At 72.1% G+C, this 25,112-nt stretch carries 16 protein-coding genes and 1 pseudogene; 14 read left to right on the top strand and 3 right to left on the bottom strand.

Going from position 1 to position 25,112, the window contains the following annotated elements:
- Window positions 1-11: 11 nt before the first annotated feature.
- Both Acy02nite_RS19155 and Acy02nite_RS19150 read right to left on the bottom strand, forming a co-directional pair.
- On the bottom strand, window positions 12-1,232 hold the full coding sequence (locus Acy02nite_RS19155) for a glycosyltransferase family 4 protein (RefSeq protein ID WP_425548146.1): 1,221 nt from the start codon (window positions 1,230-1,232) through the stop codon (window positions 12-14).
- 58 nt (window positions 1,233-1,290) lie between these two features.
- Window positions 1,291-3,129, bottom strand: a complete 1,839-nt coding sequence (locus tag Acy02nite_RS19150; protein ID WP_203742373.1) for a glycogen debranching enzyme N-terminal domain-containing protein — start codon at window positions 3,127-3,129, stop codon at window positions 1,291-1,293.
- Window positions 3,130-3,307: 178 nt separating this feature from the next.
- Between Acy02nite_RS19150 and glgX the strand changes: the two genes are divergently transcribed.
- From glgX to Acy02nite_RS47210, 8 genes are all read left to right on the top strand, one after another.
- Window positions 3,308-5,419 carry a glycogen debranching protein GlgX gene (glgX, locus tag Acy02nite_RS19145; RefSeq protein ID WP_203742371.1) on the top strand — a complete coding sequence of 704 codons (2,112 nt, stop codon included), beginning with the start codon at window positions 3,308-3,310 and terminating at the stop codon, window positions 5,417-5,419.
- Window positions 5,419-7,686 carry a malto-oligosyltrehalose synthase gene (gene treY / locus Acy02nite_RS19140; RefSeq protein ID WP_203742369.1) on the top strand — a complete coding sequence of 756 codons (2,268 nt, stop codon included), beginning with the start codon at window positions 5,419-5,421 and terminating at the stop codon, window positions 7,684-7,686. The genes glgX and treY overlap by 1 nt, the downstream gene beginning before the upstream one ends.
- Window positions 7,683-9,416 (top strand): malto-oligosyltrehalose trehalohydrolase, encoded by a 1,734-nt coding sequence (gene treZ / locus Acy02nite_RS19135; RefSeq protein ID WP_203742367.1) that lies wholly within the window; start codon window positions 7,683-7,685, stop codon window positions 9,414-9,416. The genes treY and treZ overlap by 4 nt, the downstream gene beginning before the upstream one ends.
- A 303-nt stretch (window positions 9,417-9,719) precedes the next feature.
- Window positions 9,720-10,127, top strand: coding sequence for a membrane protein insertion efficiency factor YidD (gene yidD / locus Acy02nite_RS19130; RefSeq protein ID WP_239174998.1), 408 nt, complete (start codon window positions 9,720-9,722; stop codon window positions 10,125-10,127).
- Window positions 10,128-10,459: 332 nt separating this feature from the next.
- Window positions 10,460-11,521 (top strand): transporter substrate-binding domain-containing protein, encoded by a 1,062-nt coding sequence (locus Acy02nite_RS19125; RefSeq protein ID WP_239174997.1) that lies wholly within the window; start codon window positions 10,460-10,462, stop codon window positions 11,519-11,521.
- Window positions 11,522-11,585: 64 nt separating this feature from the next.
- Window positions 11,586-12,614, top strand: a complete 1,029-nt coding sequence (locus Acy02nite_RS19120; protein WP_203742363.1) for a hypothetical protein — start codon at window positions 11,586-11,588, stop codon at window positions 12,612-12,614.
- 81 nt (window positions 12,615-12,695) lie between these two features.
- Window positions 12,696-13,418: a PP2C family protein-serine/threonine phosphatase gene (locus Acy02nite_RS19115; protein WP_203742361.1), complete on the top strand. Its 723-nt coding sequence runs from the start codon at window positions 12,696-12,698 to the stop codon at window positions 13,416-13,418.
- Window positions 13,419-13,515: 97 nt separating this feature from the next.
- On the top strand, window positions 13,516-16,086 hold the full coding sequence (locus tag Acy02nite_RS47210; RefSeq protein ID WP_275407298.1) for a putative bifunctional diguanylate cyclase/phosphodiesterase: 2,571 nt from the start codon (window positions 13,516-13,518) through the stop codon (window positions 16,084-16,086).
- A 332-nt stretch (window positions 16,087-16,418) separates the two neighbouring features.
- On the opposite strand, the gene hrpB is transcribed toward Acy02nite_RS47210, so the two are convergent.
- Window positions 16,419-19,001 (bottom strand): ATP-dependent helicase HrpB, encoded by a 2,583-nt coding sequence (hrpB, locus tag Acy02nite_RS19105; protein ID WP_203742566.1) that lies wholly within the window; start codon window positions 18,999-19,001, stop codon window positions 16,419-16,421.
- 254 nt (window positions 19,002-19,255) lie between these two features.
- On the opposite strand from hrpB, the gene uraD reads away from it, so the two are divergent.
- The 6 genes and pseudogenes from uraD to Acy02nite_RS19075 all read left to right on the top strand — a co-directional run bounded on the left by uraD (window position 19,256) and on the right by Acy02nite_RS19075 (window position 25,089).
- Window positions 19,256-19,762: a 2-oxo-4-hydroxy-4-carboxy-5-ureidoimidazoline decarboxylase gene (gene uraD / locus Acy02nite_RS19100; RefSeq protein WP_203742359.1), complete on the top strand. Its 507-nt coding sequence runs from the start codon at window positions 19,256-19,258 to the stop codon at window positions 19,760-19,762.
- Complete coding sequence (gene uraH / locus Acy02nite_RS19095; protein ID WP_203742357.1) at window positions 19,752-20,111, top strand: hydroxyisourate hydrolase; 360 nt, start codon at window positions 19,752-19,754, stop codon at window positions 20,109-20,111. The genes uraD and uraH overlap by 11 nt, the downstream gene beginning before the upstream one ends.
- 15 nt (window positions 20,112-20,126) lie before the next feature.
- Complete coding sequence (gene pucL / locus Acy02nite_RS19090; protein ID WP_239175015.1) at window positions 20,127-20,978, top strand: factor-independent urate hydroxylase; 852 nt, start codon at window positions 20,127-20,129, stop codon at window positions 20,976-20,978.
- Window positions 20,975-22,327, top strand: a complete 1,353-nt coding sequence (locus Acy02nite_RS19085) for an 8-oxoguanine deaminase (protein ID WP_203742352.1) — start codon at window positions 20,975-20,977, stop codon at window positions 22,325-22,327. The genes pucL and Acy02nite_RS19085 overlap by 4 nt, the downstream gene beginning before the upstream one ends.
- Before the next feature lie 83 nt (window positions 22,328-22,410).
- A pseudogene (gene aceB, locus Acy02nite_RS19080) lies at window positions 22,411-23,949 on the top strand (malate synthase A); the annotation flags it as partial.
- A 9-nt stretch (window positions 23,950-23,958) separates the two neighbouring features.
- The gene (locus tag Acy02nite_RS19075) at window positions 23,959-25,089 is read left to right on the top strand and encodes a DUF6986 family protein (RefSeq protein WP_203742348.1); all 1,131 of its coding nucleotides are present in this window, start codon (window positions 23,959-23,961) and stop codon (window positions 25,087-25,089) included.
- The last annotated feature ends 23 nt before the right edge of the window (window positions 25,090-25,112 follow it).

Below are 25,112 nucleotides of genomic sequence, written 5' to 3'. Positions count from 1 at the left end.
TGGCCCGGCGGTCAGCCGACGGGGACCCGTGGGGACGCGATCACCAGGTCCGGCGGCGCTGCCGCGAGCCGCGCGCTGTCGTAGACCGCGACCGTCTGCTCCGCGATCGCCGGCCAGTTGTAGTCGTCGATCACCCGGGCCCGCGCCTCCAGGGCCAGCGCCCGGGCGTACCCGCGGTCGCCCAGCACCCCGGTCACCGCACCGGCCAGCGCGACCGGGTCGCCCGGCGGGAAGTGCACGCCGGTCACCCCGTGCTCGACGATCTCGGCCAGCCCGCCGGTCGCCGCGACCGCGACCGGGGTCCCGGCGGCGGCCGCTTCCAGGGCGACCATGCCGAACGGCTCGTAGATGCTCGGCACCACGTAGCAGTCGGAGGCCGCCATCAGCGCGGTCAGGTCGTGGCCGGTGAGGAATCCGGCGAAGGTCACCCACGGTTCGGCGAGAAGTTGCAGTTCCCGCCGGTACGGGCCGTCGCCCGCGATCACCACGCGCAGCCCGGGGAAGCGGTCACGCAGCGCGGGCGCGGCGGCGAGCAGATGTTGCACGCCTTTCTCGTAGACGAGCCGGCCCGCGAAGCTGACCAGTGGGCCGTCGTCGCCGGCGTAGGTGAGCCGGGCTGCCGCGACCGCCCGTGGCCGGGCCCGCCACCGCAGCCCGTCGACCCCGTTGCGGACCACCTCGGTACGGTCGGCGGGCACGTCGAAGTGCCGGGTCACCTCGCCGCGCATGTATTCCGAGCAGACGATCACCCGGTCCGCCTCGGCGCAGAGCCAGCGTTCGATGTCGTCGATCGTGCGGTTGTGCGCGGCCGGCAGCCAGCCCTGGTGACGGCCGGATTCGGTGGCGTGGACGGTGGCGACGAGCGGCACACCCAGGTGGTCGCGGAGCGTCATCGCGGCGTGCGCGGCGAGCCAGTCGTGCGCGTGGACGACATCGAACCGCTTTCCGCGTACGGCTCGGAGCGCGGCCCTGGTCAACGCGTGGTTGAACGCGGTCGCCCAGGCGAGCATGTCCCCGCCGGCGACCTCGTAACGCGGGGTGTCCTCGGGGGCGCGGATCACCCGTACGCCCTCGGACTGCTCTTCCAGCAGCGCGCCGGGGGCGTGCCGGGTCACCACTGTCACGTCGTGCCCGGCGCGGGCCAGGGCGCCGGCGAGCGCGTGCACGTGCCGGCCCAGCCCGCCGACCAGCAGCGGCGGATACTCCCAGGAGAGCATGAGAATCCTGCTCACAGCGTTGTGCCCTTCGTCGCCGGATCCCTGCGGTCCCCGTCCGTGAGGCCGTGCCCGGTCATGGCGCGTACCGCGTCTGCACGCGCAGCGTCTCGGCCACGGCCAGGGCGTCGAAGGGCCGGCCGATCGCGGGGTGCGGCGCGTCGCCGTGCGCGGCTTCACCGACCGAGCCGACCCCCCATTCGGCGAGGTGCGCCGCGAGTCCGTCGAGCAGGCCGTCGACCGGGTGCCCGGTGGCGGCGCAGGCGTCCGCGTACGCGCCGATCAGCCACGGCCGGACGAGCCCCTGATCGGGGTTCGCGCCGTCGTATCCGTATTCGTCGGGCGCGAGGGTCCGCAGCCCGAGCGGGGTGAGCAGGGCCTGGCCGCAGGCCCGGACCGCGGTTCCGGCGGCGCCGCGCATCGGCCCGTGCGGCAGTGACCAGGCGAGCAGCTGGCACGGCCGCAGGGTCGGGTCGTCGTGCTGCGTCCCCGCGCCCAGCGGGTACGGCGCGGCGGGCCCCTCGACGACGTCGTGCAGCCAGCCCTCGGGCGCCGGGAAGCGCCGCAGGAACGACTCCCGTGCCCGCGCGTGCCGCTCGCGGGCCTCGGCGTCGTCCTTCCCGCCCTCGGCCAGCAGGTCGCCGAGCGCGGCGAGCGCGTTCACCCAGAGCGCGTTGACCTCCACGAGCTTCCCGGTCCGTCCCGATCCAGGGCAGTCCGCGGCCGAGAGGGTGAGCAGGCCGTCGGCCGGGTCCATCGACAGCGGGCGACTGTCGTCGAGGGACCGGCGCAGGAGGCGGCTGAGCGGGACGGCGAGGTCGCGGGCGAGGTCGCTGTCGCCGGTGCGGGTGACGTGCCGGTCGACGGCGTGGACCAGCCAGAGCGGGCCGCCGGCGTCGGTGGCTGGGCGTTCGGCGAGGGCGCGCAGCAGCTCACGGCCCTCGTCGGCGCGGCCGGTGTCGAGCAGCAGACCCTCGTAGGCGGCGACCGGCGCGGCCCGGCCGGTCCACGGGTAGCCGTCGGCGAGCGCGGGGCCGTCCGGGCCCTGGATCACGAACGTGTCGGCGGCGAGCGCGAGCGTGGCGGCGTACCCCTCGGCCTTGGCGGCGGTGACCAGGCGATGAGCGCGTTCGCGCGCGGCGGCCAGGACCACCGGCGGCGCCGGCGGCCGTTGCGCGAGGTCGCCGGTCCAGGCCGAGATCTCGCAAGTGTCGCCCGGCCCGGCCTGGGTGCTGAAGCTTCCGGCGTGCCACAGGTCCTCGACCTGCTCGCCGGCGCGGGCGCCGAGGTGCCACTGCCCGGCGGGCTGCCAGCCGGGGCCGGTCAGCCGGTACGCGCCCTCGACGACCACCCCGTCGGCGACCCGCTCGATCCGCAGCCCGGGCCCGTCGGCGCGCCGTGTGCCGGTGGCCTCGCGCCAGGTGCACATCGCCGCGACGGTCAGCCCGACCGGGCCGGGAGCGCTGAGCACCCGGTGGACGACCGCGAGCGTGCTCGTCCCGGCGCCGAGGGCCAGCTCGCGCTCGATCACCACGTCGCCGATCCGCCAGCGCCAGCGCGGCAGGCCGCTGTCGAGCGTGAACGTCTCCAGGAGGCGGTGGCCCTGCGGGTCGAGGCTGCCGGACTCCCACGCGTGGGTGTAGAGCGGAACTTTGGTCCCTGTGTGAAGCGTCACGGTGAGATCGAGCGCGGCCAGGGCCACATGCGGGGTCCGGCCGGGCCCGGCGACGGCCAGCAGGGCATGTTCGCGGCGGGTCCGCAGACCGCTCACGGTGCCCGAAGCCCACCCACCCAGACCATCCGTGAGCAGCCATTCCCGGCCCGCGCCGGCGTCACGCGAGGGAACGCCGCAGATTTGCGGGCCGAGAATCAGAGGATCAATTCGCGGCACGTCCCCCCTATGCTCGGTTTTCATCGCGCTAAACCCCCGTATGGGGATAAATCAGCGCCTAATCGGACAGTCGGGCCGACCGTATCAGCCCCTCCCGGGAGAATGTTCGAAGACGCGGCCGAGCAGGATTAACCCACCCCGTGGGAGGGCATGAACCCGCGGGCCGGTCGTGATGACCGAAGGCCGAGGGGAGTGCAACACAATGCAGGTCTGGCCTGGTCACCGGTACCCGCTGGGAGCTACCTACGACGGGACGGGGACCAACTTCGCGATCTTCTCCGAGGTGGCCGAGGCTGTCGAGCTCTGCCTCTTCGACGCCTCCGGGAACGAGCGCAAGGTCCTGCTGCACGAGCAGGACGCATTCGTCTGGCACGCGTACCTGCCCGGCGTCGAGCCCGGCCAGCGGTACGGCTACCGGGTCTACGGGCCGTACGAGCCGCACCGCGGGTTGCGCTGCAACCCGCACAAGCTGCTGCTCGACCCGTACGCGCGGGCGGTCGACTCGGACATCGACTGGCACCCGTCGCTGTACGCCTACGACTTCGACAACCCGGATCAGATGTCGGATCTGGACTCGGCGGCGTACATGCCCAAGGGCGTGGTGGTCAACCCGTACTTCGACTGGGGCAACGACCGGCGGCCGGACATCCCGTACCACCACTCGGTGATCTACGAGACGCACGTCAAGGGCCTCACCCAGCGGCACCCCGAGATTCCCCGGGAGATGCGCGGGACGTACGCGGCGATCGGCCACCCCTCGATCATCGAGCACCTCAAGGGCCTCGGCGTGACCGCTGTCGAGCTGATGCCGGTGCACCAGTTCGTCCACGACAACCGGCTGGACGACCTGGGCCTGCGCAACTACTGGGGCTACAACACGCTGGGCTTCTTCGCGCCGTACCACGGCTATTCCGGCACCGGCACGCTCGGCCAGCAGACCCAGGAGTTCCGGGGCATGGTCAAGGCGCTGCACGCGGCCGGGATGGAGGTCATCCTCGACGTGGTCTACAACCACACCGCGGAGGGCAACCACCTGGGGCCGACGCTCTCGCTCAAGGGCATCGACAACCGGACGTACTACCGGCTGGTCGACGACCAGCCGCAGTTCTACATGGACTACACCGGCACCGGGAACAGCCTGAACGTGCGGTCCCCGCAGAGCCTGCAGCTGATCATGGACTCGCTGCGGTACTGGGTGACCGAGATGCACGTCGACGGCTTCCGCTTCGACCTGGCCTCGACGCTGGCCCGTGAGTTCTACGACGTCGACCGGCTCTCCACGTTCTTCGAGGTGGTCCAGCAGGACCCGGTCGTCGGCCAGGTCAAGCTGATCGCCGAGCCGTGGGACGTCGGCCCGGGCGGTTACCAGGTCGGCAACTTCCCGCCGAACTGGACCGAGTGGAACGGGAAGTACCGGGACACGGTCCGCGACTTCTGGCGCGGCGAGCCCGCCACGCTCGCCGAGTTCGCCTCCCGGATCACCGGGTCGGCCGACCTCTACCAGGACGACGGGCGCAAGCCGTTCCACTCGATCAACTTCGTGACCGCGCACGACGGGTTCACGCTCAACGACCTGGTCTCGTACAACGACAAGCACAACGAGGCCAACGGCGAGGAGAACCGGGACGGCGAGAGCCACAACCGCTCCTGGAACTGCGGCACCGAGGGCCCGACCGACGACCCGGCCGTGCTGGAGCTGCGGGCCAAGCAGCGCCGCAACTTCCTGGCCACGCTGATGCTCAGCCAGGGCGTGCCGATGATCTCGCACGGCGACGAGCTCGGCCGGACCCAGCAGGGCAACAACAACGCGTACTGCCAGGACGACGAGATCAGCTGGATCGACTGGGAGAACGCCGACGAGCAGCTGCTCGACTTCGCCCGCAAGCTGACCGCGTTCCGCCACCGCCACCAGGTGTTCCAGCGCCGCCGCTTCTTCACCGGGCTGCCGGTGACCGCGCGCGGCGGCGGCGACCCGCTGCCCGACCTGGAGTGGTTCACCCCGGACGGGCGGCAGATGGCCGGCGACGACTGGGGCAACGACTTCGGCCGGGCCGTGGCGCTCTTCGTCAACGGCGAGGGCATCCGGGAACGCGGGCAGTACGGCCAGCGCCACGTCGACAGCTCGTTCCTGCTCTGCTTCAACGCGCACGACGCGCCCATCGAGTTCGCCACGCCTCCCGCGGAGTACGGGGAGAAGTGGGAGAAGGTCATCGAAACCGCCGAGCCGTCCCCAGATAGCCCGTCGGTCGTCGAGGCCGGCCACAAGCTCTGGGTGCCGGACCGTTCCATCATCGTGCTCGACAGGACGGTGTAATGCGCCCGACCAGTACCTACCGAGTCCAGGTCCGCCCCGATTTCCCCTTGAAGGCCACCGCCGAGCTCGCCGACTACCTGGCCGACCTCGGCGTGAGCCACCTCTACTCGGCACCCCTGCTGACCGCGACGCCGGGCTCCGAGCACGGTTACGACGTGGTCGACCACAGCCAGGTCAGCCCGGAGCTGGGCGGGCCGGACGGCCTGCGCGCGCTGTCGGCGTCCCTCAAGAACGCCGGGCTCGGCCTGGTCGTCGACATCGTCCCGAACCACGCGGGCGTCGCCGTCGCGAAGGCGAACCCCACCTGGTGGGACGTGCTGAAGAACGGCGAGCAGTCGGCCTACGCGAAGTTCTACGACATCGACTGGTCGCGCGGGCGGCTGCTGATCCCGGTGCTGGCCGACGAGCCGGACGCGCTGGACCAGCTGACCGTCGACGGCGACGAGCTCGTCTACTACGACAAGCGGTACCCGATCGCGGACGGGACCGGCGGCGGCAGCGCCCGCGAGGTGCACGACCGGCAGCACTACGAGCTGGTCAACTGGACCCGCGGGGACAGTGAGGTCAACTACCGGCGGTTCTTCGCGATCGTCGACCTGGCCGCGCTGCGCGTCGAGGACCCGGAGGTCTTCGACGCCACCCACGCCGAGATCCTGCGCTGGGTGCGGGAGGGCATCGTCGACGGCATCCGGGTCGACCACCCGGACGGGCTGCGCGACCCGGGGGCGTACTTCGAGCGGCTGCGTGCCGCCGCCCCCGACTCCTGGCTCGTCGTCGAGAAGATCCTGGAGCCGGGGGAGCAGCTGCCGCGCTGGCCGGTCGCCGGCACCACCGGCTACGACGCGATGGCCGAGGTCGGCGGCGTCTTCGTGGACGGCAACACCGAGGCGTTCTTCGACACTCTCGAACGGCACCTGACCGGCCGCGAGATCTCCTGGCAGGACCTGGTCCACGAGACCAAGCACGACGTCGCCAGCCGGATGCTCGCCGCCGAGCTGGGGCGCCTGTCCCGGCTGGTCCCCGAGATCGAGGCCGCTCCGCAGGGGCTCGCCGAGCTCGCCGCGTGCTTCCCGGTCTACCGTTCCTACCTGCCGGCCGGGTCACGGCACCTCGCGCAGGCCCGTTCCGAGGCGGGCCGCCGGCGTCCGCAACTGATCAGCGTGCTGGACCAGCTGACGAACCGGCTGCGTCACCCGGACGACGAGCTGGCGATCCGCTTCCAGCAGTACACCGGCGCGGTGATGGCCAAGGGCGTCGAGGACACCGCGTTCTACCGCTGGACCAGGTTCGTCGCCCGCAACGAGGTCGGCAACGACCCGGCCCACTTCAGCGTCATCCCGGACTACTTCCACGACTGCGCGCAGACCCGGCAGCAGGACTGGCCGGACACGATGACGTCGCTGAGCACCCACGACACCAAGCGCGGCGAGGACGTCCGGGCCCGCCTGGCGGTGCTCTCCGAGGTGCCCGGGGACTGGACCGAGGTGGTGCGCCGCTGGGTCCGGGCCGCCCCGCTGCCGGACCCGTCACTGGCGCACCTGATCTGGCAGGTCGCCGTCGGCGCATGGCCCATTTCCAAGGAGCGATTGCTGGCGTACGCCGTGAAGGCGGCCCGCGAGTCCGGCGCCTCCACCACGTGGCAGCACCCGGACGAGTCCTTCGAGAACGCGTTGCGCGCGATGATCGACAAGATCTACGACGACCCCGCCCTGCATCGGGAGGTGTCCGATTTCGCCGCGTCGATCACGCCGCCCGGCTGGTCGAACTCGCTCGGGCAGAAACTGGTGCAGCTCGCCATGCCCGGCGTGCCCGACGTCTACCAGGGCACCGAGCTGTGGGACTGGTCGCTGGTCGACCCGGACAACCGGCGGCCGGTCGACTTCGCCACCCGCCGTGAGCTGCTGACCCGCCTCGACGACGGCTGGCTGCCCCCGGTCGACGACACCGGCGCGGCGAAGCTGCTGGTGGTCAGCCGGACGCTGCGGCTGCTCCGCCAGCGGCCCGAGCTGTTCACGTCGTACCGGCCGGTCTTCGCCGAAGGCCGCGTCGGCGAGCACGTCCTGGCGTTCGACCGGGGCGGTGTGGTGGTGGTCGTCACCCGGCTCCCGGTCGGATTGTCACGCCACGGCGGATGGCACGACACCACGCTGTCACTCGACGGACACAGTTGGACGGAAGTGTTCACGAATGCCAGCTACGGTGGCAATCGTCTGGCCGTCGCCGATCTCCTGCAGACCTATCCCGTCGCTCTCCTGGTGAAAGAATGACTACTTTCGATGTGTGGGCGCCGGAGAAGTCGCCCAAGCTGCGCCTGGGGGACTCCGAGCACGAGATGGAGCCCGGTGACGGCGGGTGGTGGCACCTCGACGTGCCCGACGCCGGCCCCGGCACCGACTACGCGTTCGTCCTGAAGGACGTCGAGAACCCGGTTCCCGACCCGCGCTCGGCCTGGCAGCCGCAGGGCGTGCACGGGCCCAGCCGGGTCTACGACCACGACGCGTTCACCTGGACCGACCAGTCGTGGACCGGCCGGCAGGTGCCCGGGTCGGTGCTCTACGAGATGCACATCGGCACGTTCACCCCGGCCGGGACGTTCGACGCCGCCATCGAGCGGCTCGACCACCTCGTCGAGCTCGGCGTCGACCTGGTCGAGCTGCTGCCGGTGAACGCGTTCAACGGCGTCTACAACTGGGGTTACGACGGGGTGTGCTGGTTCGCGCCCCACGAGGCGTACGGCGGGCCGGACGGGCTGAAACGCTTCGTCGACGCGGCGCACGACAAGGGCCTCGGTGTGGTGCTCGACGTGGTCTACAACCACTTCGGGCCGTCCGGGGCGTATGCGCCGATGTTCGCGCCCTACCTGAGCACCGGCTCGAACACCTGGGGCAGCTCGCTCAACCTGGACGGCCCCGGCTCCGGCGAGGTGCGGCGCTACATCGCCGACAGCGTGCTGATGTGGCTGCGCGACTACCACGTCGACGGGCTGCGGCTGGACGCCGTGCACGCGCTGCACGACGAGGGCGCCGTGCACCTGCTCGAGCAGCTCGCGGTCGAGGTGGAGTCGCTCTCCACGGCGCTGCGGCGGCCGCTGTCGCTGATCGCCGAGTCCGACCTCAACGATCCCAAGCTGATCACCCCGCGCGAGGCCGGGGGGTACGGGCTGCACGCCCAGTGGGACGACGACGTGCACCACGCCCTGCACACGCTGCTGACCGGGGAGCGCCAGGGCTACTACGAGGACTTCGGGTCGCTGGACGTGCTGCGGACGGTTCTGGAGGGCGCGTTCTTCCACGCCGGCACCTGGTCGTCGTTCCGCGGCCGCCGTCACGGCCGGCCCGTCGACCGGCAGCGCACGGCCGGTCACCGGTTCGTCGCCTTCCTGCAGAACCACGACCAGATCGGCAACCGGGCGATCGGTGACCGGCTCACCGCGACGCTCTCGCCGGGGCTGCTCCAGGTCGGCGCGACGCTGCTGCTCACGTCGCCGTTCACGCCGATGCTGTTCATGGGCGAGGAATGGGCGGCCACCAGCCCGTGGCAGTTCTTCACCAGCCACCCCGAGCCGGAGCTGGCCGCCGCGGTGCAGAACGGCCGCCGGCGGGAGTTCTCCCGGCACGGCTGGGCCGAGGCCGACGTGCCCGACCCGCAGGACCCGGCGACCTTCGAGCGCTCCAAGCTGGACTGGTCGGAGCTGGGCAAACCCGGCCACTCGGAGATGTTCGCGCTCTACAAGAAGCTGATCCGGCTGCGTCACGAGGTGCCCGACCTGACCGATCCGTGGCTGTCGGACGTGGAGGTCTGGCACGGGGACCAGTTCGTGGTGATCCGTCGTGGCCGGCACGCCGTCGCGGCCAATCTCGCCGGGACGCCGCAGACGGTGAGCCTGCGCGCGGTGCCGTCGGCCGTGCTGCTGGCGACCGCGGAAGGCGTGGTTCTGGAGCGCGACCGGGTCGTCCTGCCGCCGGAGAGCGCCGTGGTGGTCCGCACGTCTCGCTGACCGGGGTTCAGCACTCCGGCTTCAGTACCGCGGCTTCAGTACCCCGGCTTCACTACCGCGGCGAGGTCCACCGCACGGATCGTCCGGCTTCCGCCGAGCCGGCACGGGTTCTCGAAACCGTGCCCCGCCACGGAGGCCGCCCTTCCGGGCCGAGCGTTCTGGGCGCCCCGCGCCCTGCTCGGACCGGAAGGGTCCCCGCGGGAGCGGCGGACCTCGGCCACAGCGGAGATGGGACCTGAGGATCCTGATTTCGATCTATATGGGTGACGTCCCGGGTTGAACGTGTCCGGCACCATGTGCGGCGTGGAGAACGTGCCTGGGGACCTGCTGGGGCAGTCGGAGGAGCCGGAGCCGAAGAAGGGACGCTGGTACGACAACTGCGACTGCGATCCCGGATGTTGTGATCTGCCGTCCTGCGATGTTCCCGGGTGTGATCTCTTCCGGTTGAGCACGCTGCTGACGATTGTCGCGCTGCTCGGGCACCGATCCACGGCGCGGCCCGCGGAACGGGCGGTCCTGGCCGCCATCCGCGGCTATCGGAAGGTGTCCCCACGGCTTCCGACGCGCTGCCGATTCCGGCCCACGTGCAGTGCCTACGCGGTGGAGGCGATTCAGCGGTACGGCCTCGGCCGGGGCCTCCGGATGGCCGCCGCGCGACTCCGCAGGTGTGGTCCTCGCGTCCCGCTGGGCACCGGGGATCCCGTTCCGTGACGTGATGGTGCACGATGGCCCGATCGGAACAGTGGGGAGGGCCGATGGGGGAACCTGTGGACGGGACCTCGCGCGATCCGGCGCCGGCGCGGGGTGCTTCGCCGACTTCGGGCGAATCGCCGGTTTCGCCGTCGCAGCCGTCGCCTGGCGCTTCGCCGGCGCCGCAGCCGCGGTCGTCGCCTGGCTCTTCGTCAGCACCGCAATCGCGGTCGTCGGGCGCTTCGCCGTCGGCACAATCGCGGTCGGGCGGCGGGGCCACGCCGTTCTTCGGTGACCTCGCGGCCGGCCTTCCGCCGCAGTTGCGCCGGGTCTGGAAGCTGCGGAAACGCACGGTGGAGGACATCGCGGCGCGCGACATCGCCGTGCACGAGGCCGTCGACGAGGGGCGGCTGCCGCTGCCACCCGAGCCGGAGACCCTGGCCGAGCCGCAGGTGCTGCCGGAACGGCCGGAACGGTTCAACATGGCGGCGTTGCGGCTGGCCGGGCTCGGGCTGGCGCTGGTGCTGGCGGTCGGGCTGACGCTGGTGCGGCTCCTCGTGGGCGGCCCACCGTCGCTCGCGGACCTGCGAGCGCAGTCCGGAGTCGACTCCTGGCCGGTGCTGGACATCGGCGTGAAGGACGATCAGTACGGGACGGCCTACTACGACGAGGGCACGAAGATCTGGTCCGGATTCGACATCGACATCGCCTACATGATCGCGGAGGATCTCGGTTTCCGGCGGGACCAGGTGAGGTTCTACGGGATGGAGTCCGAGGACCGGGCGCGGATGCAGGCGGCCGAGGTGGACGGCAAGCGGGTGCCGGTGAAGATGGTGATCGCCAGTTACAGCATCACCGATGCCCGGAAATCGGCCGGAGTGAATTTCTCCCAGGAATACCTGGACACCGAGCAGTCCGTGATAACGCTGAAGAATCACCCCTCCGTCTCGGCCCTCCAAGACCTCAAGGGCCAGAGTGTCTGCACGCTGTCCACGGCCACCAGCGAGAGCGCCCTGGACCGGGCGGGTGCCACGATCTTCCGGAAGAACAGGGTCAAGGAATGCTTCGAGATGCTGGATCGTCGCCAGATCGACGCGGTCAGCACGGACGCCGCGATTCTTGCCGGCTGGAAAGCAAAATTCCCCGACAGGTACGACCATTGGGACCTCGGTCTCGACACGATCGAGCGATGGGGCGTCAACGTCGGGAACAATCCCGCGCTGAAAGAGCTGGTCGATATCACGCTTTACCGGTCCTATGCCGACCCGCATGACAATCGATGGGAAAAGGCGTTCGAAACCAACCTCCAGGTGGAGACCGAGGCGAACGGGGACACCCCGATCGCCGTCGCGGAGCAACCGCGGGTCACGCGGCCGGAGGTGCGTGAGCTTCCGTGGGAAAGCCTGCTGGAATGACCGGCCGCACCGCGCCGCGACCTGCCGCGCAAGCGCCGGGAGGGCATGACCGAGGAGGATCGGCGTGAGCAGCGACATCTTCCTGAAAGGACCGGTGATCGCGCCGCGGCGGCGGCGGTCGCAGCTGAACTGGCTGTTCACCGTGCTGCCGGCGTTCCCGCTGATGCTGCTCGTGCTGCGACTGTGGTACCTGAGCCGGCAGGACCTGCCGACCATGCTGCTGCTGGTGCAGTACATCAACCCGCTCGGCATGATCAGCGCGCTCTTCATCTCGCTGAGCTGGGCGATCCCGGCGGTGATCCTGACCCTGCGGGTGCTCGGCGGCATCCTGCTGGTGAGCAAGCCGGGCGACGCGGGGCGCTCGCCGATCGCGGTCGCCGCGCTGCGGATGCCGGACTGGGTGGTGCTGATCGCGATCCTGATCGCCGGCTTCACCTGGCAGTTGCGTCTGCTGCCGACGCTGCAGATGCTGGCCGTCGCGGTGCTCGGCCTGACCGCGGTGCAGCGGCTGCGCGCCGGGCCCTGGGTGATGCTCTGGATCACGCTCGGCGTGCCGATTCTCACCGGCGTGCTCACCTGGATCTTCGTGTGGCCGGGAGTGGTCGCGGCGGTGCGCGGCGGTGAGTACGGCACCGCGATCCTGCTCGGTGTGCCGCCGCTGCTCGGCCCGCTGCTCACCGGGCCCGTCCCGGCCGGCTGGGCGCGGCTGGTGACGCACTGGCCGGCGACCGCCGCCGCGATGGCGTTGCCGGTCGTGGTCGGCGTCGTGTTCCTGCGCGCGCCGGTGCTGCCCAGCAGCGCGATCGAGGTGGGCCCGGAGGGCGGGCCGGTCGAGAAGGTGATCGTCGGCCAGCTGATCGCGGTCGACGACACCTCGACGACGATGTTGCAGGCCACCGGCGAGGTGGAGTTCGTGCCGAACGGGGACGTGCGGTCGAAGACGCTCTGCCCGGAGCCGGTGCGGCCGCCGGAGAGCGCCGTGGCGGTCCGCGGCTGGCCGGTGGAGGAGACCGTGCTGGAGTGGATCGCGCCGACACGGAAGGTGACCGAAATCGACTCGAGGTGCCTCGGGAGGCCAGATGGCCCGGAGTGAGTGTATTTTCGACGACGACATGTGCGACATGCCGCCCACCACGTGCAGACAGCCAGCCATCGACCTGGCAGGCTGCACGCCATGACCTTGCACCTGCGGTGGGCGGCCGTCACCGACCAAGGACACGTCCGGACCAACAACGAGGACGGTCACTACGCCGGTGACCGGCTCCTCCTCGTTGCCGACGGCATGGGCGGCATGGCCGCCGGCGACCTGGCCAGTCGGATCACCGTCGAGTCCATGGTCTCGCTCGACACGCACATCGACACCGAGCACCAGATGGACGCGCTGCACCGGGGCCTGGAGCTGGCCAACCGGCGGATCGCCGAGACGGTCGCCGCCGACCCCTCGCTGCAGGGGATGGGCACCACACTGACGGCGGTGCTCTTCAACGGCGAGCGGGCGGCCATGGCGCACGTCGGTGACTCCCGGGCGTACCTGTTGCGCGACGGCCGCCTGAACCAGTTGACCAAGGACGACACGTACGTGCAGATGCTGGTCGACCAGGGACTGATCAAGCCCGAGGAGGCGGCCGGTCATCCGCGCCGCGCCGTGGTGACACGGGTGCTGCAGGGTGAGCCGGTCAGCCCGGCGTACGTGATCGTCGAGCCCCAGGCCGGTGACCGCTGGCTGCTCTGCAGCGACGGGCTGACGGGCGTCGTGAACGATGCGACCATCGAAGAAGAGATGCGGATCGTTCCCGACCCCAAGGCCTGCGCGGAGAGGCTCGTCGATCTCGCGCTGCGCGGCGGGGGCCCGGACAACGTCACAGTGGTCATCGCCGACGTGACCGCAGGGGACTGAGCCGGTATTTTCATCCGGCCGCGGATGATCACGCGGCTACGTCATCCGGCCGGAAGGTCCGCCGGCCCGGACACTGGTGGTGATCACGACGGCGCGCTTGATCGGGACCTTGGCGCTCGCCCTCGCGGTGGTCGCGGTCGGTGAGCTCGTGGGCGCGCCCCGGCTCTACGCCGACACCGCGCAACTCGCCGCGGGCGCGATCGCGGCCTGGGCCTGCCTGGTCGCGGCACGCCGCCGGGCCGGCATCCCGCGGAACTGGCGGCTGCTCGCCGCCGGTGGACTCGTCGCCTGGTCCGCGGTCCGCCTCTGGTGGGTCGTGCAGGACCTGGCCGGCCACGACCGGCTCGACCGGCCGTCGGTCTTCGACATCGGCTTCGTGGTGCTGCCGGCCTGCATGCTGATCGGCCTGCTCGGGGCGACCCGGACCAGGCCGCGGCCGGTGCCGACCTCCCCGCGGCGCGACCAGATCGCGCTGCTCATCGACAGCGTGCTGATCACCGGCTCGGTGCTGGCGCTGTGCTGGACGTCGTCGTGCCTGAACGCCGTCGCGGACTGGGAGTCGCTGTCCTGGTGGGTGGCCGCCTACCCGGTCGCCGACCTGATCCTGTTCACCATGGTGGTGCTCCTGCTCACCACCCGGCCCGACTCGCCGGCCGGGCGGCGGCCGCTGGTCCTGGTCGGGGCGGCGCTGCTGGCGTTCGGGACCGCGGACAGCGTCCGGCTCCTCGGGGTCGGACCCGCCTGGCTGCAGGTCACCGGGCACCTGCTCGGGCCGGCGCTGATCGCGCTCGCCGCGCTCAGCCCGGCACGGCCGGCGTCGCTGCCACCGGACCTGACGGCGTTGCCCCGGGACTGGTTCCACCTGCTTCTGCCGTATGTGCCGGTGCTGGTGACCGGGGTGGTGCTGCTCGCCCGCACGGTGGCCGGGGCCGCGCTGACCCCGTTCCAGGCCTACCTCGGGTGGCTCGGGCTCGGGCTCGTCGTGACCCGGCAGATGATCACGATCCTGGACAACACCGTGCTGCTGGACCGGGTCGCGGAAACCCAGCGGCGGCTGCACCACCAGGCCTACCACGACCCGCTGACCGGGCTGGCCAACCGCGCGCTCTTCCGCGAACGGCTCGTGCTGGCACTCGACGCCAACCATCATCGCGGTACGCCCGTGGCCGTGCTCTTCGCCGACCTGGACGACTTCAAACTGATCAACGACACGTACGGGCATGCGCTGGGCGACCGGGTGCTGCACGCCATCGGGGAACGGCTGCGGGCCTCCGTGCGACCGCAGGACCTGGTGGCGCGGCTCGGCGGGGACGAGTTCGCCGTGGTCCTGGACCAGAGCGACGTCGTGGCGCCGGAGCCCGCCCCGCCGGAGTCACGGCTGCGGCGGGCGATGGGACGGCAACGGCGGTACGTGCTGTCGGCGGCCGGGATCAGGGTGTCCGGCGGCTCCGGCGGAGGGCGGACCGCGGCGCCGGCCCGGCGCCGCACCGACGTGGTGACCCCGGCCCCTCCCGATGACGTGGTGACCCCGGCTCTTCCCGACGGCGTGCTGATCAACGGCCGCTCCGCGGGTCTCGTGCCGTCGCCCCGAACCGGATCCGCAGCCGCGTCCGCCCCGGTCGCGCCGGAGATCTCGGCGGACCGGCTCTGGGAGGCGGAGGCGGAAGGGATCGGGGAGCGGGTGCTGGCCGCGCTCCGCGAGCCGTACCTGATCGACGGCCGCGCGGTCAGCGTCGGCGCCAGCATCGGCCTCGTCGTCGCCGAACCGGCCGACCGGCTCTCCGCCGACCTGCTGCTGCGCCGCGCCGACGCCGCCATGTACGCCGTCAAGCGCCGCGGCAAGGGCGCGCTGATCCGTTACACCGGGCCGGTCCACGGCCCGAACGCCGACCTGCCGCAGCTGCTGGCCGGCGCGCTCAGCGGTGGCAGCCCCGCCGCGGCCGGCTTCGAGGTCTTCTACCAGCCGATCGTGCGCCTCAGCGACCGGGCGACGGTGGCCGTCGAGGCACTGGCCCGCTGGACCGACCCGGTCGCCGGCCCCGTCCACCCCGACGTCTTCGTCACCATGGCCGAACGCACCGGGCTGGTCTCCGCGATCGACGACTTCGTGCTGAACCAGGCGTGCGCCGACGCGCAGGCCCTCGCCGAACGGTTCGGCCGCCCGATCGCCGTGCACGTCAACGTCTCCGCCGGCCGCCTCGGGCAGCAGGGGCTGGAGGACGCCGTCGACGCCGCCCTGACCCGGCACGCGATGCCACCCGCCCGGCTGGTCGTCGAGATCACCGAGACCCTGCGCATTCCGGACCTGCCGCGCGCCGCCGCGATGGTCGAACGCCTCCGCGCCCGGGGGGTCCGCGTCGCGCTGGACGACTTCGGGAGCGGGTACAACGCGCTCGCCCAGCTGCACGGCATGCCGGTGGACACGGTGAAGCTCGACTCCACGCTGACCGACGTCGACACCGCGCCGGACCGGGCCGGGGCGCTCTGCCGCTCGGTGCTGGCGATCTGCGCGGAGCTGGGCATCACGGTCGTCGCCGAGGGCATCGAGACCGACGAGCGGGCGGCGGCGTTGTCCGGCCTGGGGTGCCCGCTCGGCCAGGGCTACCTCTTCGGGCCGCCGGCCCGGCTGGCCGACCTCGGCCAGACCGCTTCCCAGCCGGGCTCCTGACCGGATTCCGTCGGCGTCGCGGCGCGACCTGGCCCAACCCGGACCCGCACCCGGTAGGCCCGCACCCGGTCGGCCCGCACCCGGTCGGCCCGCACCGCACCGCACCGCACCGCAGTACACCGCACCGGCCGCACTGCACTGCACCGGCCGCACTGCACTGCACCGGCCGCACTGCACTGCACCGCACCCGGCCGCACCCGGCCGCACCCGGCCGCACCGGCCGCACCGCACCCGGCCCGGCCCGGCCGCGGCGGGCGGCGGATCGGGGATCCGACGGTCTCGGCGGTGACTTCGGGGGATTTGAGCGCGGGGAACCAGGAGCGGCTCGGACGTCAGCGGGAACGCGGGTTGAGCCGGCGGGTCGGCGGCGCGGTCAGCGGGTCCTCCGGCCAGGGATGACGGGGGTAGCGCCCCCGCATCTCGGCACGGACCTGCGGATAGCCCTGCGCCCAGAACGACGCCAGATCCCGGGTGACGGCGACCGGCCGCCCCGCGGGGGAGAGCAGGTGCAGCAGGACCGGGACCCGCCCACCGGCCAGCCGTGGCGCGTCCCGCCATCCGAAGGCCTCCTGCACCTTCACCGCGAGCACTGGCGCGGCGGGATCGGAGTAGTCGACCCGGATCTGCGAGCCGCTGGGCACCGGCAGCCGTTCCGGGGCGACCTCGTCGAGACGGCCGGCCACCGACCACGGCACGAGCCGTCGCAGCGCGGACGCCACGTCGATCCTGGCCAGGTCGGCTCGGCGGCGGGCGGCCCCGAGCTCCAGCCAGTCGCCGGCATGCTCCAGCAGGGCGGTGTCCGACACGTCCGGCCACGGCTCCCCGAGGGCGGCGTGCGCGAAGGCCAGCCGGGCGCGCAGCTCCTCGGCCGAGCGGCTCCAGGTCAACAGACTCAGGCCGGTGCTGCGCAGGCCGGTCAGCAGCGCCTCGCGCAGCGCCGCGGGAGCCGGATCGGTCAGCCGGACGCTGGTCAGCGTGATCGCGCCGAGCCGCTGGACCCGCCGGGCGACCACCTCCCCGTCGGCCCAGCCGATCTCGGTCTCCTCGCGGAACAGCGTGCTCGCGACCTCGCGCGCGGTCGTCTCGTCGAGCGGCGCGGCGCTGCGGATCCGTGCCGTGCGGGCGCCGGCTGTCCGGTCCGCGGCGGCGACGGCCAGCCATGGCGTGCCTGCCAGCGAACTCCCGGAGGGCAGATCGCCCGCGGTGCCGCCGGCCATCAGGTAGGCCCGGCCGCCGGTCTCGCGGGCCAGCGCCACCCGCTCGGGATAGGCCAGCCCGATCACCAGCCCGGTCGCCAGGTCATCAGGGATCCGGGCCGCTCCCGGCCGTCGGCCGGTGGTGGACCGGGGCGCCGTGCCGGAGGCCGGCGCGGACCGGGCGCCTGCCGTGGCGTCCGCGGGCGACCCGGCCGCGCCGGGCTCGGCGAGGGCGTCGCCCGGCGCGGACGGGGAAGCGGCCGCGGTCAGCCGACGGACCTCGGCATGGAAAGCGGAATCACCGGCGGCCCGAGCCCGCCGGACGGCCGCGACCAGGTCGTCGGTCGCGTTCCCGGAGTCGTCCAGAACCGCGATGATCTCCGCGGCCCGCCGGGCGCCGACCAGCTCCGCGCCGTCGAGCAGCGCACGGGCCAGGCGTGGGTGCAGACCGGCGCCCGCCAGGGCCCGGCCCCGCTCGGTCACCCGGCCCGAGTCGTCGACCGCGCCGAGGTCGTGCAGGGTGGAGGCGGCGGCGCGCAACGCGCCCGCCGGTGGCTGATCGGGCAGGGCCAAACCGCCGCCGGACGGGTCGCCCCAGAGCGCCAGGTCGAGGGCGAAACCGGTCAGGTCGGCCGCCGCGATCTCCGGCTCGGGCTGGGCCGGCAACCGGTCGTGCTGTGCCTGCGACCAGCACCGATAGACCCGCCCGGGGGCTTCACGGCCGGCCCGGCCGGCGCGCTGGACGGCCGACGACCGCGACACCGGAACGGTCACCAGGGCGCCCAGGCCACGCGAATGATCCATCCGCGGCACCCGGCTCAGACCGCAGTCGACCACCGCCCGGACCCCGGGCACGGTCAGGCTGCTCTCGGCGACCGCGGTGGCCAGCACGACCCGGCGGCGCGGGCCGGGGCGCAGCGCGGCATCCTGCGCCGTGCCGGACTGGCGGCCGTGCAGCGGCAGCACGTCGGCCTCCAGACCGCGCAGGTGGCCCGCGACCGTCTCGATCTCGCGGGCGCCGGGCAGAAAGACCAGCACGTCACCGTCGCCCTCGGCGAGCGCGCGACGGGTGGTCGCGGCGACGTGGCCGAGCAGTTTCGGATCGACGCGCAGGCCGAGCGGCGGGGCGATCGGCCCGGGCGGTGGCGACCAGATCACCTCGACCGGGTGCGTGCGGGCGTGCGCCGTGAGGATCGGCCCGCCGAGCACCTGGGCCAGCCGGTCGGCGTCGGCCGTCGCGGACGTCGCCAGCAGCCGCAACTCGGGCCGGAGCACGCTGCGCACGTCGACCAGGAAGGCGAGCGCCAGGTCGGAGTCGAGGTGCCGCTCGTGGCACTCGTCGAGGATCACCGCGGTGGTGCCGGCCAGCTCCGGATCGCGCTGCAGGCGGCGGACCAGCAGGCCGGTGGTGACCACCTCGATCACGGTGCGCCGGGAGACCCGGCGGTCGCCGCGCACCGCATAACCCACCCGCTCGCCGACCGTCTCGCCGAGCAGGGTGGCCATCCGCCGGGCGGCGGCCCGGGCGGCGACCCGGCGCGGCTCGGCGACCAGCACCCGGCCGTCCCCGGTGGAGGCGGCCAGGGCCAGCGGGACCAGCGTGGTCTTCCCGGTGCCGGGCGGCGCGACCAGGACCGCCGCGCCGGACTCGGACAGCGTGGCGGCGACCTCCGGCAGCAGGTCGCGGACCGGAAGATCGGGCAGGGCTTCGGCGGGGATCAGCACGCGCCAAGTCTTGCCCATCCCACCGACAACTTCTCCGGGCCTGTGGACAACCGCCGCGTTGTCCACAGGCCCGTGTTTCGGCTTGCGGATCGTGGCAGGGTGGCCGTGTTAATTCTTCGCTCCGGCGGTGCCCGCGGCGGAGCGGGCCTGCTTGACTGATCAACACGGAAGTGGGGTGAGGCGATGTGCGAGTCCATGGGGGCGGCTCCCGGCTCGTTGCGACGCCGCAACGCGAGGAGAGGGACGCGATGACCGCGGTCGAGACGTTCAACGCGTTGCCGGCCGAGCGCCTGAGGGAGCAGCTGCTGGCCTGCCTCGCCGCGCCGTCCTGGGGCGCCGGGATCCTCGCCGGGCGGCCGTTCGCCGACCGGGCCGCGATCGTCGCCGCGGCGGATGCCGCCGCACGTGCGCTGACCTGGGAAGAGATCGTCCAGGGCCTGTCCGCGCACCCGCGCATCGGCGAGCGCGCGGCGGGCGAGTCGCGCGAGGCCGCCTGGTCCCGTGCCGAGCAGTCGGCGGCGGCCCGCAGCGCTGACGACGGGACGAGGCAGGCGCTGGTCGCGGCGAACCGGGAGTACGAGGAGCGCTTCGGCCACGTCTTCCTGATCTTCGCGAGCGGCCGCAGCCAGGCCGAGATCCTGGATGCGGCCCGTGAGCGGCTGGGCAACGACGAGGCGGCCGAGCGGGCCGTCGTCGCCGAGGAGCTTCGCAAGATCGCCGGTTTGCGGCTGGAGCGGGTGCTCGATGCCCTCTGACGGGACCATCGCCGATTTCCACGCCCGGATCTCCACGCACATCCTGGACACCAGCACCGGTGATCCGGCAGCGGACGTCTACGTGCGGCTGGAGCGCCGCGACGCGAACGGCTGGCAGACCATCGACGAGGGCCGCACCGACAAGGACGGCCGGCTGCGCTATCGCGTGCCGGTGCGGGACTGGCAGGCCGGCGGCTACCGGTTGCTCTTCTACGTCGAGCCGTACCTGGGCAAGGAGTGCTTCTTCCCGGAGATCATGGTCGCCTTCCACATCCACGACCCGGAACGTCACTACCACGTGCCGTTGCTGCTCAGCCGGTACGGCTACACCACCTACCGAGGGAGCTGAAACGCGTTGGCGATCGTGCTCGGCCACAATCGTTACGGCAAGGCGGAGACCCGTCTGGTCCGCGTGCACCGCGACGGTGACACGCACGGCCTGGTGGACCTCAACGTCAGCATCGCGCTCGCCGGTGACCTGACCGCGACCCATCTGACGGGCGACAACTCCGGCGTGCTTCCCACCGACACGATGAAGAACACGGTGTACGCGTTCGCCAAGCAGCACGGCGTCGGTGAGCCGGAGGCGTTCGCGCTGCTCCTGGCCCGCCACTTCGTGAGGACGCAGGGCCAGGTCGAGTCCGCGCGGGTGAGTGTCGAGTCGTTCGCGTGGGATCGGCTCGGCCCGCACTCGTTCCGGCGGCGCGGCGACCACACGCGCACCGCCACGGTCACCGTGACCAGGGAGTCGACGCAGGTCGTCTCGGGCATCACCGGCCTGGTGCTGATGAACACGACAGCGTCGGAGTTCCACGGTTTCGTCAGGGATCGCTACACGACCCTGCCGGAGACCACCGATCGCATCCTGGCCACCGCCGTCGACGCGAAGTGGCGGCACCTGGGCGACGACGCCGACTGGGACAAGTCCTTCCACGGCGCGGTCGACGCGATGACCGGCGCGTTCGTCAACACGTACAGTCTGTCGCTGCAGCAGACGCTGATGTCGATGGGCACGATGGTCCTCACGAGCCGCCCGGAGCTCGCGGAGATCCGGCTCGCGCTGCCGAACAAGCATCACTACCTGGTCGATCTCTCGGCGTTCGCCCTGGAGAACGAGAACGAGGTGTTCATCGCGGGCGACCGGCCGTACGGATTGATCGAGGGCACCGTGACCCGCGACGACGTGCCGCCGGCGACGACGGAGTGGTACCTGTGATCGTCATCGAGAACGCCACGATCGCGACCGTCGACGCGAACGCGACCGAGTACACGAACGGTCACGTGGTGGTCGGCGACGACGGCCGGATCGCAGCTGTCGGGCCCGGCCGATCGGAGCTTCCCGGAACCAGGATCGACGCCACCGGCAACCTGGTCACCCCGGGACTGATCAACACCCACCACCACCTCTATCAGTGGGCGACCAGGGGACTCGCGCTCGACGAGACCCTGTTCGGCTGGCTCACCACGCTCTACCCGATCTGGGGCCGTCTCGACGCGGAGATCGTCGGCGCCGCGGCCGGCGCCGGGCTGGGCTGGCTCGCGCTCTCCGGCTGCACCACCACGATGGACCACCACTACGTCTTCCCCCGTGACGGCGGCGACGTGCTGGAGGCCGAGATCCTGGCGGCCCGGAAACTCGGTCTGCGCTTCCATCCGACCCGCGGTTCGATGGACCTGAGCCGGAAGGACGGCGGCCTCCCGCCGGACCACGTCGTCGAGGACACCGACGAGGCCCTGGCCGCGACCGAGGCGGCGATCGACCGCTGGCACGACCCGTCACCCGAGGCGATGCTGCAGATCGCGGTGGCGCCGTGCTCCCCGTTCTCGGTCACCACCCGGCTGATGGAGGAGGCCGCGACCCTGGCCCGGCGCCGCGGGGTCCGGCTGCACACGCATCTCGCCGAGACCGACGACGAGGAGGAGTTCTGCCGCAAGCAGTTCGGCTGCACCCCGGTGGAGTATGCGGAGCGCGTCGGCTGGCTCGGCGACGACGTGTGGCTCGCGCACGGCGTGCACCTGGACGACCCGGCGATCGCCCGGCTGGGCGCGACCGGCACGGGCGTGGCCCACTGCCCGAGCTCCAACGCACGCCTAGGTGCGGGCATGGCCCGGGTGCGCGAGCTGGTGGACAGCGGCGTGCCGGTCGGGCTGGGGGTCGACGGCGCGGCGTCGCAGGAGGTCTCGCACCTCGGCGCGGAGCTGCGGCAGGCGCTCTACACCGCGCGGATGCGTGGCGGGCCGGGGGCGATGGATGCCCGCGAGGCGCTGCGGCTGGGCACCATGGGCGGCGCGCGCTGCCTGGGCCGGCAGGAGCATCTCGGGTCGATCGAGGTCGGCAAGCTGGGTGACCTGGTGATGTGGAAGCTCGACGGGCTGGGCCACGACGGCATCGACGACAAGGTGGCGGCGCTGGTCTTCGGCCCGCCGGCCCGGGTCGAGCTGGCGCTGGTCGGGGGGAAGCCGGTGGTCGAGCGGGGCGAGCTGGTCAACGCCGACGAGGAGACATTGACGCTCGAGGCCCGGCGAGCACATCGCCGGCTGATGAACGGGGAAACCTCACTGTGATGTTCTTGGCTGTCTCGACCGCTTGCGTGCGGCGGCGTCACCACTACGCTACGCGGGAGTAACCACACCGAGAGGAGCCGTCAACGATGACTGAGATCCTGTCCGACGAGGCCGTGGCGTTCGTCGCCGAGCTCAACCGTCGGTTCCGTCCGCGCCGCAACGAGCTCCTCCAGGCGCGTGCCGCGCGGCGGGCCGAGATCGCCGCGGGCGCCAGCCTCGGCTTCCTCGCCGAGACCGCCGACATCCGTGCCGCCGAGTGGTCCGCCCCGCCGGCGCCGGCCGATCTTCAGGACCGGCGCGTCGAGATCACCGGGCCGACCGAGCGGAAGATGACCATCAACGCGCTGAACTCGGGCGCCAAGGTGTGGCTGGCGGACCTCGAGGACGCGAACACGCCGCACTGGTCCAACGTGGTCGACGGCCAGCAGAACCTCCACGACGCGATCCGGCGCACGATCACGCTCACGACCGAGAAGAAGACGTACGAGCTGAACGGCGGTCCCTACCCGACCATCGTGATGCGCCCCCGTGGCTGGCACCTCGACGAGCGTCACCTGCCGGTCGACGGCGAGCCGGCCGTCGGTGCCCTGGTCGACTTCGGGCTCTACTTCTTCCACAACGCCAAGGAACTGCTCGCCCGCGGCTCCGGCCCGTACTTCTACCTGCCGAAGTTGGAGTCCCACAAAGAGGCCGCTCTGTGGAACGACGTCTTCACGTACGCGCAGGAGGCTCTCGACATCCCGGTCGGCACCATCCGCGCCACCGTGCTGATCGAGACGATCCCGGCCGCGTTCGAGATGGAGGAGATCCTCTACGCGCTGCGCCCGCACATCTCGGGCCTGAACGCCGGCCGCTGGGACTACCTGTTCAGCATCATCAAGTACTTCCGGGACAACCCGCGGATGATCCTGCCCGACCGTGCCTCGGTGACGATGACCGCGCCGTTCATGCGCGCTTACACCGAGCTGCTCGTCTCGACCTGCCACAAGCGTGGCGCGTTCGCGATGGGCGGGATGGCCGCGTTCATCCCGAGCCGCCGCGACCCGCAGGTCAACGAGGTGGCCCTGGCCAAGGTCAACGAGGACAAGGAGCGCGAGGCCGGGGACGGTTTCGACGGCTCCTGGGTGGCCCACCCCGACCTGGTCCCGGTCTGTCAGGCGATCTTCGACCGGGTGCTCGGCGACAAGCCGAACCAGCTCGACAAGCAGCGTCCGGATGTCGCCGTCGACGCGCGTGACCTGCTCGACGTCGCGAGCCTGGACGCCCGGGTCACCGAGGCCGGCCTGCGCAACAACGTCAACGTCGCCCTGCAGTACCTGGAGGCGTGGCTGCGCGGCAACGGCGCGGTCGCGATCCACAACCTGATGGAGGACGCCGCCACCGCGGAGATCTCCCGCTCGCAGATCTGGCAGTGGATCCACAACGGCGTGAAGCTGCCGGACGGCACCCCGATCACCGCCGAGCTGGTCGCCCGGATCGAGGACGAGGAGCTCGCCAAGATCAAGGAGACCGCGGGGGAGGGCGGCCGCTTCGAGGACGCGCGCAAGCTCTTCGAGCGGGTCGCGCTCGCCGACGACTTCGCCGACTTCCTGACCAGCGCGGCCTACGACTCGATCGACTGAGAGGTACCCATGCGCCTGTCCGATCATGATCACGCCGAGATCGACGGGCGCCTGGCCGCTCACGACGCGTTCCTCCGGGCCCGCTATCCGGGGGAACGCGCCGGCCGGCAGCCGGTGCACACGGTGTACGTCCCGGCCGACCGGCTGGCCGGGTTCCGCGACTGGGGCACCATCGCGCTGTCCACGATGGATCAGCACGACTTCCCGTGGCCCGACCCCGCGGTCCGCGACAAACTGGCCCGGGAGCCGATCGAGGACCTGCGCGTCGACTTCGAGGACGGTTACGGCGTCCGCGACGACGACCAGGAGGACGCCGCGGTCCGTACCGCCGCCGCGATCCTGCGCGACGGCCCCCGCCCGCCCTTCCTCGGCCTGCGGATCAAGTCTCTCGAAGCGCCGACCAGGCGCCGCGCGCTGCGGACCCTCGACCTGTTCCTCGACGCCTGGGCGGACGAGGTCACCGTCACGCTGCCCAAGGTCAGTGGCCCGGCCCAGGTCGAGGCGATGGTCGCCGTCTGCGAGAAACTCGAGCGCACCCCCGGCGCCCTCACGTTCGAGATCCAGGTCGAGCTGCCGTCGGCGGTGCTCGCCGCGGACGGGACGGCCACCGTCGCCGCGCTGATCACCGCTGCTCAGGGACGGTGCACCGGCCTGCACTACGGCACCTACGACTACAGTGCCGCGGCGGGCGTGGCCGCGGCGTACCAGTCGATGGAGCACCCGGTCGCCGACTACGCCAAAGCGGTGATGCAGGCCGCCGCCGCGCAGACCGGCGTGCGTCTCTCCGACGGCTCGACGAACATCCTGCCGATCGGCGGCCGCGACGACGTGCACGCCGCCTGGCAGCTGCATCACCGGCTGGTCCGGCGTTCCCTGGAGCGCGGCTTCTACCAGGGCTGGGACCTGCATCCCGCCCAGTTGCCCAGCCGGTACGCGGCCACGTACTCGTTCTTCCGTGACGGTCGCGCCGCCGCCGTCACCCGCCTGGAGCGTTACCTGGACCGGCAGGGCAGCGGCATCCTGGACGAGCCGGCCACCGCCCGTGCGCTCGCCGGTTACCTGCTGCGCGGCCTCGACTGCGGTGCCCTGACCGACGCGGGCTTCCCCCGCGAGCGGCTGGCGGCGCTGGCGGCATCATGAGACGCGTGTGTGCGCGGCCGGCC

The organism is Actinoplanes cyaneus (genome assembly GCF_016862095.1).
GTDB lineage: Bacteria > Actinomycetota > Actinomycetes > Mycobacteriales > Micromonosporaceae > Actinoplanes > Actinoplanes cyaneus.
This window is presented reverse-complemented; position numbering and strand designations above follow the sequence as displayed.

Coding starts and splice junctions, on each gene's coding strand:
- uraD (WP_203742359.1), top strand. CDS start 19,256: ATGACCGCGGTCGAGACGTTCAACGCGTTGCCGGCCGAGCGCCTGAGG.
- uraH (WP_203742357.1), top strand. CDS start 19,752: ATGCCCTCTGACGGGACCATCGCCGATTTCCACGCCCGGATCTCCACG.
- treY (WP_203742369.1), top strand. CDS start 5,419: ATGCGCCCGACCAGTACCTACCGAGTCCAGGTCCGCCCCGATTTCCCC.
- glgX (WP_203742371.1), top strand. CDS start 3,308: ATGCAGGTCTGGCCTGGTCACCGGTACCCGCTGGGAGCTACCTACGAC.
- Acy02nite_RS19115 (WP_203742361.1), top strand. CDS start 12,696: ATGACCTTGCACCTGCGGTGGGCGGCCGTCACCGACCAAGGACACGTC.
- treZ (WP_203742367.1), top strand. CDS start 7,683: ATGACTACTTTCGATGTGTGGGCGCCGGAGAAGTCGCCCAAGCTGCGC.
- Acy02nite_RS19150 (WP_203742373.1), bottom strand. CDS start 3,129: ATGAAAACCGAGCATAGGGGGGACGTGCCGCGAATTGATCCTCTGATT.
- Acy02nite_RS19075 (WP_203742348.1), top strand. CDS start 23,959: ATGCGCCTGTCCGATCATGATCACGCCGAGATCGACGGGCGCCTGGCC.